Source organism: Actinoallomurus sp. CA-142502 (assembly GCF_050936355.1).
Taxonomy (GTDB): domain Bacteria; phylum Actinomycetota; class Actinomycetes; order Streptosporangiales; family Streptosporangiaceae; genus Actinoallomurus; species Actinoallomurus iriomotensis.
The window spans coordinates 4,552,523-4,565,354 of the sequence record NZ_JBNJMY010000001.1; the positions used below are offsets into that span (position 1 = coordinate 4,552,523).

A 12,832-nucleotide genomic window follows, 5' to 3' on the forward strand; every position below is an offset into this window, starting at 1 on the left:
TCAGCCGCAGCCCTCGAACTGCGGCACCGTGGTCGTCAGGTGCAGACCCGTCGCGCCGAACCATCGCTGCAGGAGCTTGGCCGCCGTCCCGTCCAGGTACATCTCGGTGATCGCCTTGTTGATGTCCTCGCAGCCGGTGATGTCGTCCTGGCGGATGCCGACGCCGTACCGCTCGTCGGAGATGGGCGCGTTGACGAAGCGCACCGAGCGGCCCTCCTGGGCGGCGAATCCGGCGAGGATCAGGTCGTCGGTCGAGACGGCGTCGAGGCTGTTTCCGGTGAGCTTGGTCATGCAGTCCCCGTACGTCGGGGCCTTGACCACGTGGGCCGCGACACCCCGTTCGACCGTGACACGTTGCCAGGACACCGACCCGGTGACCGCGCACAGGCGCCGGCCGGCCAGGTCGCGGACGTTCTTGATCCCGGTGTCGGCGGCGCGGACCAGCGTGTCCTGGTGGGCGACGTAGTACGGCCCGGCGAAGGAGACCTTCGTCTTCCGCTCGGGCGTGATCGAGTAACTGGAGATGACCAGGTCGACCTTGCCCGTCTGGATCGAGCTCTCCCGCTGGGAGTACTGCGTGACCTTGAAGTCGACCTTCTTCGGCTTCTTCTCCATGTGCGCGGCGATGTAGCGCGCCACGTCGACGTCGAAACCCTGGAAGGTGCCGTCGGGCTGCTGCTTTCCCAGGCCCGGCTGGTCCTTCGAGACACCGATCACCAGCGTGTCCTTGTCCGCGACGGACGTGCCGCCGCCGGTGCCGCACCCGCCCACGGTGAGGAGCAGCGCCAGCGCGGCACCGACCCGACTCAGAGCTACTCGCATGACTCGCTCCCTTACCGGAACTCGGACAGCCGCGGACGTACGCCGACCAGGACGAGGATCGCGATGACGACCGCGGCGACGGGCAGGCCGACGCTCCAGCCGCTCAGGCCGTCGTCGCCGTCGCGGATGGCGCTCGCGAACGCCTTCTGGTGGATGGCGGTGAGGGACACGAGCGACTGGTCGTACGTGGCGAAGTCGCGCGAGGCCGTGCCCATGCGCAGGACGATCGCGTCGTGGCGTCCTCCGGCCGTGGTGGCCAGCGTCCGCAGGCGGGCGTCGTCGTGCTGGACCGTCTGGTAGCCCTGGAGCGTCCGGTCGACGGCGGCGCGCTGGCCCGCCAGTGTGACGTGCTGCGACTCCAGGCCGAGGAAGCCCGTGAACCCGCTGTGGGCCGCCACCCGCTGGTCGACCTGCTGGTAGTACTGGTGGAGGTTGCCGGCCGTGACGGAGAAGATCTCCTGCGACTTGTCCAGGTAGACCTGTTCGTACGTGTCGGCCTGCTCCGGGTCGAGCAGGTACCGCGTCTCGTCGGCGTCCGCGTTGTTGCTGATCGCCCGCGCCCGCGACAGCGACAGCACCGAGTCGAAGCCGTCCTTCTTGGCCTTGCTCAGGTGGCTCGCCTCGCTCGTCAGCAGCCCGACCGTGGCCACGACGAGCACCAGCGAGGCAAGCGTCGCCAGTGCGAGCACCGGGTTGACGAGCCGGCGGAAGCGGCGGGTCAGGTACACCTGCAGGCCGACGAGGATCGCGATGAGCACCAGGCCGGTGATCACGACCCAGGCGATGCCGTCCAGCACCGCCCCGTGCTTGGACTCGTACGTGCGCCGCACCGTCGTGCCGTTGTCGAGCGTGAGGTTGTACGCCTTGGGCAGCACGTCGAGCTTCATCAGGTCGGTCGCCTGCCGGTACAGCGCGCGGACCTGGTCGCTCGGCGGTCCGGCCGCGTGGGGCTGCTGCTGGTCGAGCTGCAGCGCCTGGCCCGCGAGCTGCTCGTACCGGCCCAGCGCGTCGAGGATCGAGCGCGCGGTCTGCTGCTCGGCCGGGTCGTCGCTCGCCAGGTTGGAGCCCTGGAGCAGGGCCCGGTGCGCCTCGGAGCGCCGCTGGTCGTACACCTGAAGGGCCTTCGCCCGGCCCGCGCCGAGGTTCTGCTCGCGGCCCATCAGGAGGACGGCGGCGAGCTGGGCGTCCATGTCGCTGAGCGCGTAGTACAGGTCGCCGGTGGCGACCACCTGCGGGCCGGCGTCGTGCCCGATGACCTTGAGGCCGTCGCGGGCGTCCTGGACGGCGAACGCCGCCACCGTGAACACCGCGGCGACGGCCAGGACGGCCAGGAGCGCGAACCCCCGGATCCGTCCGGGCAGCGTCCGGATCCGCACCACCCGTGCCACGCCGGCCAGGCGCGCCGGCGGCCGGGACGGCGGAGCTTCTGTCATGGTCACCGGGCTCAGCCCTTCCGCAGCGTGATGGTCGTCCAGACGCCGATGTGGATGCGGTCGCCGTCGCGCATCGGCACCTCGACGTTGACGGGGATCGGCTCTTCCGAGCCGTTGACGGTGGTGCCGTTGGTGGAGCCCGGGTCGACGAGCGTCACCGTGCCGTCCGGACGGCAGAGCAGGACCGCGTGCGTGTGCGACGCCCCCGGGTCCTGCGGCGGCTCGCTCAGGTCGATCTCCGGGACGGTGCCCTGGGAGGCGCTCCGCCGTCCGATGCGCACCTGCGGCCGGTCCAGCGGGATCCGGCGCTCGGGGCAGTACGGCGGGAACGTGAAGGCGCGGTTGTCCTCGTTCTGCCGCAGCACCGTCTCGTAGTAGTCACGGTCGGCGGCGACGACCGCGGTCCACGCGGCCGCGGTCGGCTGCGCGCCGGATCCGCTCGTTCCCCACCGGCCGGTCGACGGGTCCTCCGCCTCCTCCGGCGGCTCCGGAGGGACCGGGCCGGGCGGGGGACCGGTCCGCACCGGGCCCGTCGCCTCCGAGCGTCCGGCGCCGACCGCGAAGTCGTACCCGCAGCCCTCGCAGAACCGGCCCGTACGCGGCGTCCCGCAGTCCGGGCACGGCCCATCCGCGCCCGTCGCCGGGGGAGCGGCCGCCGCGGCACCGCCCCCGGTGCCGGGTCCGGTGAGGGCCGAGGACACCGTGGGCCCCGTCATGCGGGTGCCGCAGACGTCGCAGTAGTCGTCGGCGCCGGAGGAGTGTCCGGCCGGACAGGTCGGCATGGATCAGGCTCCGCCCTTCCGCGTCCGTACGGTCTTGCTCGACCGGGTGTCCAGGGACATCTCGTCGGCCTTGTCGACGTTCTTCTTCAGCCGTACGGTGCCGGTCGCGTGGTCGTCGACGTCGACGACCTTGTCCAGCAGGCCGGCGATCGCGTCGTTGCCCGACTCGTGGGCGAGCTTGACCGCACGGCCCAGCCGGGCGGTCGCGGTGTCGACGTCGCCGCTCTTGCGGGCCGCCAGGCCCTCCTGGATCGCCTCGGCGAGCTCGGCCTGCCCGGTGAAGTGCGCGACCTTGGGGTTGATGCGGGTGGACTGGGCCTCGTCGTCGGTCCACTCGGCCAGGACGTTGCCGGTGGCGAGCACCTGCTCCTCGCCGCCGGTGCCCGGCAGCACCAGCTTGACCCAGGCCGCGCGCAGCTCCTGGCCGATCATCCCGGGGGGCACCTCGACGCAGATGTGGTAGTCGCGGCTCTCCGCGCCCCACGCGCCGATCGGGTAGTCGCCGGCGCGCGGGCCGGCGTCGACGCGCTTGCCGGTGAGGTCCTCGACGGAGGGCGTCACCTGTTTGACGAAGCGCAGCCGCGCGGCCTGCGGTGTCCAGACCCGCAGCGCCACGTCGGCGACGGCCTTGCCCATGGCCGCCTCGGTCATCGCGCGGAAGTCGGCGACCAGGTCGTTCGGGCTGGCGACGATGTCGACGCTGCCGAGCATGGCCGAGGCCACCTTGCGCAGCTCGGCGACCTCCCAGTCGGTGCCGACGCCGCGGCAGTCGCACACGAAGTGGCCGACGCACGACTGGAGCACGGCGTCGAGCTGCTCCGGGCTCTCGTGCTGGTTCTTGCCGTCGGTGAGGAGGATGGCGTGCCGGATGCCCTCCTGGTGGGCGGCGAACAGCCGGTCGGCCAGCCCCAGCCACGCGCCGATCGCGGTGCCGCCGGCCGGGCGCACGCGCTCCAGCGCGGCCTTGGCCTCCTGCCGGGTCTGCGGGTTCGCGGGAACGAGCTGCTCACCGGCCGGGTAGACCATCCGGGCCCGTGCGGAGCCGGAGACCACCGCGAAGGCGACGCCGTCGCGGAGCGAGTCCACCGCGGTCTGCGCGGCCCGGATCGCCGCGGACATCTTGGTGCGCGGGTAGTCCATCGAACCGGAGGTGTCGATGATGATCACCTCGGCGGCGGACGTCGACCGCACGGCCCCGGCGGCGGGCACGCCGCTCGCCTCGACCGTCACGATCGCGTGTACCTCCTGGCCCCCTTCGGGGAGGTACTTGTTCTGGTCGATCGTGAGAGTGAAATCGGGGTTGCCCGTCATGCGCCTTCCTTCGTGGGAGGGGTGACCGGAGCGCTCATCGGGACGGCTCCTGAGTCGGTGGTACGGGAGGCGGCGTGTGCGGCCGGAGGGGGATGACAACGACGGTGATGTTGTCGCGTCCGCCGGCCTCGTTCGCCAGGCGGGTCAGCGTCCGCGCCGCCTCCAGGGGCTCCGACGCCGCGGCGGGGGCGGCCGCGGCGAGCCGGGCGGGGTCGGGGAAGTAGTTCCACAGCCCGTCGCTGCACACGAGGAGCACTCCCGGCGTGTCCGGGGTGAGGGTGCGCACGTGCGGCTCCACGTCGGTGGCGTCCGCGCCGAGCCAGGCGGTGATCACGTGCGCGTTCGGGTGCCGCTCGGCCTCCTCCTCGGTGAGCGTCCCAGAGGCGATCATCTGGCCGGCCCACGAGTCGTCCTCCGTCAGCTGCGCGCCCTCGCCGCTCTCCGGCAGCCAGTAGGCGCGGCTGTCGCCGATCCAGCCGACGGTCACCGAGTCGCCGTGCACGAGCGCCGAGACGTAGGTGCACGACGGCGGCTCGGTCGGCTGGGTGTCGTCCCCGTCTCCGCCGCCCAGGCGGGCCACGGCCTCGGCCGCCCGTGCGGCGGCCGTACGGGTGGCGGACTCGGGGTCCTGCCCGGCGGCGCGCAGCTCGGCGAGCGCGGCGGCCCCGGTGTCGGCGGCGACGCGGGAGGCGTCCTCGGGGCGGGTGGAGGAGGAGACTCCGTCGCACACCACCCCGGCGACGCCGTCGGTGGTGGCGGCCAGCGCCATCGCGTCCTCGTTGCGGCTGTGCCGCAGGCCGCGGTCGCTCACCCCGGCCGCCCCGGGAATCTCCAGCTCGACGTGGTCGGTGCCGTCGGGCTGGCGCAGCCCGCACTGCTCGCAGTAGCCGTCGCTGATCGCGGTGCCGCCGCATCCCGGGCAGCGGGGGACGGGCGCGTCGAGGCGGTGGCCGCACGCCTCGCAGTAGTCCTCGTCCGGGTACACCGGCAGATCGCAGACGGGGCAGGCCCGCTCTTCGGTCGTCGCGGCCATCAGACCAGCGTCCTCGGGCGCGCGGCGTTGGCGCGGATGACGAGCGCGTGGCGTTCGGCCGGGGTGTCGGCGAGACGGGCCAGCGCGCGGTAGGTCTCCTCCAGCCGGCCGCGCAGTGCGCGTTCGGTCAGGGCCGCGTCGAACAGGGTGCCCTGCCGTGGCGCCTCCCCGGTCGCGTGCGCCCAGGTGAGGGCGGTCTCCAGGACCTCGGCCACGAGCCGGCCGCGCTGCTCGCCGTCGAGCTTGAGCGTGGCCAGCCGGCCGCCCGCGCCGATGAGCTCGGGCTCGGTCAGCTCGGCCGGGTTGCGGCCGCGGATCGCGGTCGCCACCGCGGCGACCTGCGCGGCGACGTGGTGGCTGGAGATGCTCGGCACGGAGTCGAGCACGGCCACGGCGGCGGCGCGGTCGCCGGCCGCCAGCCGCGCGCGGGCCAGCCCGAACGCGGCGCTGATGTAGCCGTTGTCGGTGCGCCAGACCCGCTCGTACAGGTCGGCCGCCCCGGCGTGGTCGCCGCGGTGTGCCCGGCAGTAGGCGAGCGCCAGCTTGGGCGGCGCCTCCCCGGGCAGCAGGGAGTACATCTCGTCGAACAGCCCTTCGGCCCGCGCGACGTCTCCGGCCGCCAGCACGGCCACCGCCTCGTACCACGGGATCCGCCAGTCACCGGGGCGTTCGGCGGCCAGCTCGCCCAGGAGCCGGTGCGCCTCGGCGATGTCACCGAGCTCGATCCGCACGCGCGCCAGCGTCAGGCGCACCTCCGGTGAGGGGCTCTGCGCGGCGGACAGCGCGGCCACGAGCTGCTCCGGCTCGGCGCTGGTGAGGCCGGCCAGGAACCCCGCGGCCGGGTCGGTGCCGTCCACCAGCGGAGTCGGCAGCGCGGCCGCCACCTCCGCCGGGGTGGGCGGGTCGAGCACCGAGCCGGAGCCGTCGGCCAGCTCGGTGCCGATGGTCCGCAGCTCCATGCCGAACAGCGACGAGGGGCCGGGGCGTGGCTGCCCGTCCTCGGCCGACAGGACCTCCCGCAGCACGCCGGTGAGCTGGTCGGCCATGTCCGTGGCGTCGGCGAACCGCGCCTCGGGGTCGGCGTGGGTGGCCCGCCGCAGCAGCCGGTCGTAGGACTCGAACCGCTGGAGCAGCGGGATCTCCGCCCGGTCCGGCAGGCGGGTCGCGTAGGTGGTGGTGAAGTGCTTGAACGGGAAGCTGAGCACCGCGAGCGTACGGCCGACGGTGTACAGGTCGGAGCTGACCGAGGGCCCCTGCTCGGCGATCTCCGGCGCCTGGTAGCCGACCGTGCCGTAGATCGCGCTGTCCATGTCGTCGACGCGGCGGACCCCGCCCAGGTCGATGAGCTTGAGCTGCTCGTCGGACTGGATGGCGTTGTCCGGCTTGAGGTCGCAGTAGAGGAGGCCGACGCCGTGCAGGTAGCCGAGCGCGCGCAGCAGCTCCAGCCCGTACGCGATGGACTGCCCGAGCGGCAGCGCGTCCTCGCCGGCCTTGCGGCGTTCGAGCAGCACGTCCTTCAGCGGCTTGCCGCCGACGTACTCCATGACGATGTAACCGGAGCCGCCGTGCTGGACGAAGTTGTAGATCTTGACGATGTTCGGGTGCTCGACCTCGGCGAGAAACGAGCGCTCCGCGGCGGCCGCCGCGAGGGCGTCCGTGTCACCGGTGTCGAGCAGGCCCTTGAGCACGACCCAGCGGTCGTTGACGTTGCGGTCGCGGGCGAGGTAGATCCAGCCGAGGCCGCCGTGCGCGAGGCAGCCGAGCACCTCGTACTGCCCGCCGACCAGGTCGCCCGGCTTGAGCTTGGGGGTGAAGGAGTACCCGGCGCCGCAGTTCGGGCAGAAGCCCTCCGTACGGCCGGGCCGGCCGCCGCGCGCCCGCCCGACCGGCTCGCCGCAGCCGCCGCAGAACCGCTTGTGCTCGGCGACCTCGGGATTCTCCTTGATCGCCGAGGCCGGGTCGCGGTAGGGGACGCGGGGCACCTCGACCAGCCCGGCGCCCAGCATGCCGCGCCCCGACGCCCGCGAGCGCGTTGACCCGGTCCGGACACTGCGAGTGGACCGCACGCTGCCGGTGATCGAGCTGCCGGTGGTGACGCTCGGCGTGCTCCCGCTCGTGACCGGACGCGACGCGGGAGGCGACCCGCAGGTGGAGCAGTAGCCGTCCTCGATGACTCCGCCGCAGCCCGGCTGCCCGCACCTTCCGTCGGGCACGGCGGGGGGAACGGGAGCCGCCGCCTTCGGCGTGGAGACGGGGGGCTGCGGCGCGGACGCGGCGGGAGCGGGCGCCATGCCGCAGGTCGTGCAGTAGCCGTCCTCGATGGTGCCGCCGCACCCGGGCTGGGCGCAGCGGCCCGCCGGGGCGCTCGCGGGTGACGCGCTCGGTGCCGCTGGTCCAGGTGCCATACCGCATTGGACGCAGTAACCGTCCTCCACCGTTCCCGTGCATCCCGGTTGGGTGCACCGAATCATCGACTCGTCCCCTCCGCGCGCGATGCGATCGCCCGCTGGTAGTCCGCCAGCGCCTTGGTGGCCCCGCGCAGGTCGCACGGTGAGGTCCACAGCAGGTCATGCGCCCGCTGGTGCAGGCCGGTCAGCTCGGTGTCCTCGGCCAGCCCGAGCCGGCCCGCCTTGGCCTTGTACGCGTCGAGCCGTCCGCGCAGTTCGTCGCGGCGGTCCAGCACGCCGGTGATGAGCGCGGTCGTCTGGCGCGCCTGGTCGAGCGCGGTGGCGGCGGCCTGCTCGACCTCGGCGGCGCGCGACGCCAGCTCGACCCACCGGCCCTCGCCGCGCAGCCCCTCCAGGGCCGCGAGCCGGTCGCGGAGCGCGACCGAGGTCACCGGGATGTCGGGCAGCTGCGGTGAGTCGATCTTGGCGAGGACCCGGTCGCGGGCGTCGGCGGCCTCGTGTTCGGCCGTCTCGACCAGGCCGATCGTGGCCTCGATGCCGCGGGCCCGCGCGTCGTGCTCGTCGCGGATCCGCAGGGCGTCCTCCAGCCGGCCGCGCAGGGCCGTCAGGTCGGTCCCGATCGCGTCGATCCGCGCGGTGTCGGCCTGCCCGCCGGACGTGAGCGACATCGGGTCGGACCGTACGGTCTCGCGCACCGCCGCGAGGAGCCGGGACAGCTCGTCGAACGCCGGCTCGTGCGCGCCGAGGGCGCCGTGCAGGGCCGCCACGGCGCGCGCCGTCTCCTCCACCTCGCCCAGCCGGGTGAGCAGGGCCGACCAGATCTCGTTCACCGAGGCGACCAGGCCGGCGGTCTCCTCGTACAGGGGCGTCATCCGCTCGATCACGCCGTCGAGCGTCAGCCACTCGCCGGTCGGGCCGAGCAGGGTCCGCTCCTCGAGGGGGATCTCCTCGCTCACCAGCTCGACGGAGGTGCCGGTGAGCAGGCGGGTCAGCTCGGCGAGCTGGGCCTGACCGGGCTTGGAATGCCGCTCGCGGAGTTCTTCGGCCTCACCGAGCACCTTTCCGTGGGCGTCGAACAGTTTCCACAGCGTGGCCATCCGGCCGTTGATGCCGACCCAGGATCGCTCGGTCTCGCCGGTCAGCCGGGTGCCCTTCAGCATCTGGTAGCCCTGGTGGGCCTCAAGCTCCAGCAGGCCCTGGGTGATGCGTTCGTGCTCGCCCTTCAGGCGTGTCAGCGTACGGTCGATCTCGTCCCGGCTCATCGACCGGCCGACTCCCGCGTCCCCCAGCAAACCGACCCTCGTCCGTGCTCGACCCCGTGTGCACCCGTAGAGAAAGGCGGCTCGACGCATTGTTCCGATGCCGCGCTTATCGGTGGATCAGTTTCCACCAAGAACCCTGGTCATCACAAGCGATCTGCACATTCCGGGAGCAAAGCGCGGTTACGGAGTGGTCGGCGAATGCCACGTGGGACGCTTGGACCGTCGTTCTGGGGAGCCTGGGGTAGGGGAACATGCCGATCACTGATGAGGCGATCGAAAAGATCAAGGGGATGATCGTTTCGGGTGAGCTCCGGCCCGGCGACCGGCTGCCGAAAGAGGCCGACCTCGCCGCCCAGCTGGGGTTGTCCCGCAACTCACTGCGCGAGGCCGTGCGCGCGCTGTCGCTCGTGCGCATCCTCGACGTGCGCCAGGGCGACGGCACGTACGTCACGAGCCTGGAGCCCAAGGCCCTTCTCGACGGGTTGAGCTTCATCGTCGACCTGCACCACGACGCCACGGTCCTGGAGTTCTTCGAGGTCCGCCGCATCCTCGAACCCGCCGCGACGGCCCTCGCCGCGCAGCAGATCAGCCTGGAGGCGGTGGACTCGCTGCGCGACCACCTCGGCCGCGTCACCGGCGAGTCCTCCGTGGAGGACCTCGTCGAGAACGACCTGGAGTTCCACCGCCGCATCGCCGAGGCGGCCGGCAACTCGGTGCTCTACTCCCTGGTCGACACGCTGTGCGGGCCGACCATCCGGGCGCGGGTGTGGCGCGGGCTCACCCAGGAGGGCGCGCTCAGGCGCACGCTGGACGAACACCACGCGATCCTCGACGCGCTCGCCGCCCGGCAGGCGGACGTCGCACGCGCCCTGGCGACCGTGCACATCGCCGGCGTGGAGCAGTGGCTGCGCAAGGCCCTCTGAGCGCGCGGAGACGGGGCGTCCGGCGGTCGCTGGCGCGGCGCCGGGAGGCGTTCTAGAGTCGATCTTCAGCCTCCCTGCCCGGAGAACCCCCGCCATGGCATTTCCCGGATTCCGCGGCAAGACGCAGCGCGCGCGGGCCGACGACGACGAACGCGCCATCGCGGCGCTCTACCGTGAGTACCACCGGCCGCTGTTCACCCTCGTCATGCGGGCGACCGGCGGTGACCGCCAGTGGGCCGAGGACGTCGTCCAGGAGACGATGATCCGGGCCTGGCGCAGCATCGACCGGCTCGACCCGGACGGAGGAAGCCTGCTGCCCTGGCTGGCGACGGTCGCCCGCCGGATCGTGATCGACGACCGGCGCCGCAGGAACGCCCGGCCGCCCGAGACCGGCGAGGCCGAGCTGGAGGCGCTGCCGGACCTGGAAGACGGCCTGGAGGACCTCCTGCGCACCATCCTCGTGACCGAGGCGCTGAAGGAGCTGTCCCCGGCGCACCGGGAGATCCTGAACGAGACGATCCTGCGCGACCGTACGGTCAACCAGGCCGCCGAGACCCTCGGCATTCCCGTGGGCACGGTCAAGTCACGCGTCTACTACGCCGTACGGGCGCTGCGCGTCGTCCTGGAGGAGAAGGGGGTGACGACATGAGCGAGCGCGTCGACGCCACGGCCGCGCACACCGACGTCGGGGCGTACGCCCTGGGCCTGCTGGAAGAGGACGACCGGCGGGCCTTCGAGGCCCACCTGACCGGCTGTGACCGGTGCGCGCGCGAACTCGGGGAGTTCGCGGGCATGCGGGAGCTCCTCTCCGGCGTCGCGCCGCCGGAGGATGACGACAGGGACCCACCGTCGGCCGGTCGCGCGGGCGGGCCGGGCGAGCTGTCCCGGCTGCTCCGCCGCCGCGGGATCGACGAGCGTCGCCGCCGCCGCGGTACGACGATCGTCGGTCTGGTGGCCGGCGCCGCGCTCCTCGCCGGCGGGGCCGCCGTGGGCGCGTCGGTCACCGGCTCCGGGCACGACCACGGCGACGTGCCGGCGGACCTGCTGGCCTGGGGTGAGATCCGGCGCGCCACCGATCCGAGGACCGGCGTCGCGGGCGTCGTCGCGATGGAGGACAAGGGCTGGGGCACCCACATCGCCCTGGACCTCACCCACGTCACCGGCCCGCGGACCTGCGAGCTGATCGCGGTCTCCACCACGGGGGCGCGGCACGTCATGACCGAGTGGGCCGTCCCCCGGGCCGGATACGGCACACCCGGCGCGCCGGATCACCTCCAGGTGCACGGCGGCACGGCGCTGCGGCGCTCGGACCTGCGGCGGTTCGAGGTGCGCGACCAGAACGACGGAATCCTCCTCGTCATCCCGGTACAGAAGGGGCCGGGGTGGACTGGATCACCGGGCGCGCCCACGCCAGACTAGGGGTGTGTACGACTTCGACGTACTTGTCCTGGGATCCGGGCCCGGAGGGCAGAAAGCGGCGATCGCCGCGGCGAAGCTCGGCCGCCGGGTGGCGGTCGTCGAACGCCGGAACATGATCGGCGGCGTCTGCATCAACACCGGCACCATCCCCTCCAAGACGCTCCGCGAGGCGGTGCTCTACCTGACCGGCCTCAACCAGCGCGAGCTGTACGGCCAGAGCTACCGGGTCAAGGAGGAGATCACCGTCGCCGACCTCGCGGCGCGCACCCAGCACGTGGTGGGCCGCGAGATCGACGTGATCCGGAGCCAGCTCTCCCGTAACCACGTCGCCCTCCTGGACGGCACCGCGCACTTCACCGACCCGCACACCGTCGAGGTGAGCGATCCGCTGACGGGGCGCGAGAACAAGTTCACCGCCGACAAGATCATCATCGCCACCGGCACGCGTCCGGCGCGCCCCGACACGGTCGAGTTCGACGACAGCACGATCATCGACTCGGACGGCATCATCCGCCTCGATCACCTGCCGCAGACCATGGTCGTCGTCGGCGCCGGTGTGATCGGCATCGAGTACGCCTCGATGTTCGCCGCCCTCGGCACCAAGGTCACCGTGGTCGAACGCCGGGAACGCATGCTCGAGTTCTGCGACCTGGAGATCGTCGAGGCGCTCAAATACCACCTGCGCGACCTCGCGGTGACGTTCCGGTTCGGCGAGACCGTCGCCGCGGTGGAGCGCCGGTCCTTCGGCGGGACGCGGAACGGCGCGATGACCATCCTGGAGAGCGGCAAGAAGATCCCGGCGGACACGGTCATGTACTCCGCGGGCCGCCAGGGCGCCACCGACGAACTCGACCTGGACCGGGCCGGCCTGACCGCGGACGCCCGCGGGCGCATCGAGGTCGACGAGTACTTCCGCACCGCCGTGCCGCACATCTACGCGGTCGGCGACGTGATCGGCTTCCCGGCCCTCGCGGCGACGTCCATGGAACAGGGCCGCCTGGCCGGCCACCACGCGTGCGGCGAGCCGGCCCGCGAGATGCACCAGCTGCAGCCGATCGGCATCTACACGATCCCCGAGATCAGCTTCGTCGGCCGCACGGAGGACCAGCTGACCGCCGAGCGCATCCCGTTCGAGGTCGGCGTCTCCCGCTACCGCGAGCTGGCGCGAGGGCAGATCATCGGTGACTCGTACGGCATGTTGAAACTCCTGGTGTCCCCGGAGGACCGCCGCCTGCTGGGCGTGCACGTCTTCGGCACGGGCGCGACCGAGCTCGTGCACATCGGCCAGACCGTGATGGGCTGCGGAGGGACCATCGACTACCTGGTCGACGCCGTCTTCAACTACCCGACCCTGGCGGAGTCCTACAAGGTCGCCGCGCTGGACACCATCAACAAGATGCGCCAGGTCGCCGCGCTGTCCGAGTAGGACCCGCACCGAC

At 72.6% G+C, this 12,832-nt stretch carries 13 protein-coding genes; 6 read left to right on the plus strand and 7 right to left on the minus strand.

Features of this window, described 5'->3' with window-relative positions; genetic code table 11:
• The 6 genes from ACQEV1_RS21805 to ACQEV1_RS21830 are packed head-to-tail and all read right to left on the minus strand — an operon-like array spanning window position 1 to window position 7,387.
• The gene (locus ACQEV1_RS21805; RefSeq protein WP_285619734.1) at window positions 1-822 is read right to left on the minus strand and encodes a glutamate ABC transporter substrate-binding protein; all 822 of its coding nucleotides are present in this window, start codon (window positions 820-822) and stop codon (window positions 1-3) included.
• Window positions 823-833: 11 nt separating this feature from the next.
• The gene (locus ACQEV1_RS21810) at window positions 834-2,255 is read right to left on the minus strand and encodes a hypothetical protein (RefSeq protein WP_285619733.1); all 1,422 of its coding nucleotides are present in this window, start codon (window positions 2,253-2,255) and stop codon (window positions 834-836) included.
• Window positions 2,256-2,266: 11 nt separating this feature from the next.
• Window positions 2,267-3,037 (minus strand): FHA domain-containing protein, encoded by a 771-nt coding sequence (locus ACQEV1_RS21815; RefSeq protein ID WP_285619731.1) that lies wholly within the window; start codon window positions 3,035-3,037, stop codon window positions 2,267-2,269.
• A gap of 3 nt (window positions 3,038-3,040) precedes the next feature.
• Window positions 3,041-4,348 carry a vWA domain-containing protein gene (locus ACQEV1_RS21820; RefSeq protein WP_285619729.1) on the minus strand — a complete coding sequence of 436 codons (1,308 nt, stop codon included), beginning with the start codon at window positions 4,346-4,348 and terminating at the stop codon, window positions 3,041-3,043.
• Between the two features lie 34 nt (window positions 4,349-4,382).
• Entirely contained in the window at window positions 4,383-5,381 is a 999-nt protein-coding gene (locus tag ACQEV1_RS21825; RefSeq protein ID WP_433395636.1) for a PP2C family serine/threonine-protein phosphatase, read from the minus strand.
• On the minus strand, window positions 5,381-7,387 hold the full coding sequence (locus tag ACQEV1_RS21830; protein WP_433395638.1) for a tetratricopeptide repeat protein: 2,007 nt from the start codon (window positions 7,385-7,387) through the stop codon (window positions 5,381-5,383). The genes ACQEV1_RS21825 and ACQEV1_RS21830 overlap by 1 nt, the downstream gene beginning before the upstream one ends.
• Here ACQEV1_RS21830 and ACQEV1_RS21835 point away from each other — a divergent pair.
• Together ACQEV1_RS21835 and ACQEV1_RS21840 are read left to right on the plus strand one after the other, a co-directional pair.
• Window positions 7,386-7,541, plus strand: a complete 156-nt coding sequence (locus ACQEV1_RS21835) for a hypothetical protein (RefSeq protein WP_432705555.1) — start codon at window positions 7,386-7,388, stop codon at window positions 7,539-7,541. The two genes, ACQEV1_RS21830 and ACQEV1_RS21835, sit on opposite strands and share 2 nt — an antisense overlap.
• Before the next feature lie 9 nt (window positions 7,542-7,550).
• A complete protein-coding gene (locus ACQEV1_RS21840) occupies window positions 7,551-7,691 on the plus strand; it encodes a hypothetical protein (RefSeq protein ID WP_285620102.1) in 141 nt (46 codons plus the stop codon).
• Window positions 7,692-7,848: 157 nt separating this feature from the next.
• Here the strand turns inward: ACQEV1_RS21840 and ACQEV1_RS21845 are convergent, their stop codons facing one another.
• Window positions 7,849-9,051: a hypothetical protein gene (locus tag ACQEV1_RS21845; RefSeq protein ID WP_433395640.1), complete on the minus strand. Its 1,203-nt coding sequence runs from the start codon at window positions 9,049-9,051 to the stop codon at window positions 7,849-7,851.
• 251 nt (window positions 9,052-9,302) lie between these two features.
• Between ACQEV1_RS21845 and ACQEV1_RS21850 the strand changes: the two genes are divergently transcribed.
• The 4 genes from ACQEV1_RS21850 to sthA all read left to right on the plus strand — a co-directional run bounded on the left by ACQEV1_RS21850 (window position 9,303) and on the right by sthA (window position 12,819).
• Window positions 9,303-9,974: a FadR/GntR family transcriptional regulator gene (locus ACQEV1_RS21850; protein ID WP_433395642.1), complete on the plus strand. Its 672-nt coding sequence runs from the start codon at window positions 9,303-9,305 to the stop codon at window positions 9,972-9,974.
• A gap of 94 nt (window positions 9,975-10,068) precedes the next feature.
• Entirely contained in the window at window positions 10,069-10,623 is a 555-nt protein-coding gene (locus tag ACQEV1_RS21855) for a sigma-70 family RNA polymerase sigma factor (protein WP_432705554.1), read from the plus strand.
• Window positions 10,620-11,393, plus strand: coding sequence for an anti-sigma factor family protein (locus ACQEV1_RS21860; RefSeq protein WP_433395644.1), 774 nt, complete (start codon window positions 10,620-10,622; stop codon window positions 11,391-11,393). The genes ACQEV1_RS21855 and ACQEV1_RS21860 overlap by 4 nt, the downstream gene beginning before the upstream one ends.
• Window positions 11,394-11,397: 4 nt before the next feature.
• Window positions 11,398-12,819, plus strand: coding sequence for a Si-specific NAD(P)(+) transhydrogenase (gene sthA / locus ACQEV1_RS21865; RefSeq protein WP_285619724.1), 1,422 nt, complete (start codon window positions 11,398-11,400; stop codon window positions 12,817-12,819).
• The last annotated feature ends 13 nt before the right edge of the window (window positions 12,820-12,832 follow it).

Bases quoted from the DNA above. Each gene is read 5' to 3' on its own strand.
- ACQEV1_RS21860 (WP_433395644.1), top strand. From the start codon at position 10,620: ATGAGCGAGCGCGTCGACGCCACGGCCGCGCACACCGACGTCGGGGCG.
- ACQEV1_RS21840 (WP_285620102.1), top strand. From the start codon at position 7,551: ATGACTCCGCCGCAGCCCGGCTGCCCGCACCTTCCGTCGGGCACGGCG.
- ACQEV1_RS21820 (WP_285619729.1), bottom strand. From the start codon at position 4,348: ATGACGGGCAACCCCGATTTCACTCTCACGATCGACCAGAACAAGTAC.
- ACQEV1_RS21845 (WP_433395640.1), bottom strand. From the start codon at position 9,051: ATGAGCCGGGACGAGATCGACCGTACGCTGACACGCCTGAAGGGCGAG.
- ACQEV1_RS21835 (WP_432705555.1), top strand. From the start codon at position 7,386: ATGCCGCGCCCCGACGCCCGCGAGCGCGTTGACCCGGTCCGGACACTG.
- ACQEV1_RS21810 (WP_285619733.1), bottom strand. From the start codon at position 2,255: ATGACAGAAGCTCCGCCGTCCCGGCCGCCGGCGCGCCTGGCCGGCGTG.
- ACQEV1_RS21855 (WP_432705554.1), top strand. From the start codon at position 10,069: ATGGCATTTCCCGGATTCCGCGGCAAGACGCAGCGCGCGCGGGCCGAC.
- ACQEV1_RS21815 (WP_285619731.1), bottom strand. From the start codon at position 3,037: ATGCCGACCTGTCCGGCCGGACACTCCTCCGGCGCCGACGACTACTGC.
- ACQEV1_RS21805 (WP_285619734.1), bottom strand. From the start codon at position 822: ATGCGAGTAGCTCTGAGTCGGGTCGGTGCCGCGCTGGCGCTGCTCCTC.
- ACQEV1_RS21850 (WP_433395642.1), top strand. From the start codon at position 9,303: ATGCCGATCACTGATGAGGCGATCGAAAAGATCAAGGGGATGATCGTT.
- ACQEV1_RS21825 (WP_433395636.1), bottom strand. From the start codon at position 5,381: ATGGCCGCGACGACCGAAGAGCGGGCCTGCCCCGTCTGCGATCTGCCG.
- ACQEV1_RS21830 (WP_433395638.1), bottom strand. From the start codon at position 7,387: ATGCTGGGCGCCGGGCTGGTCGAGGTGCCCCGCGTCCCCTACCGCGAC.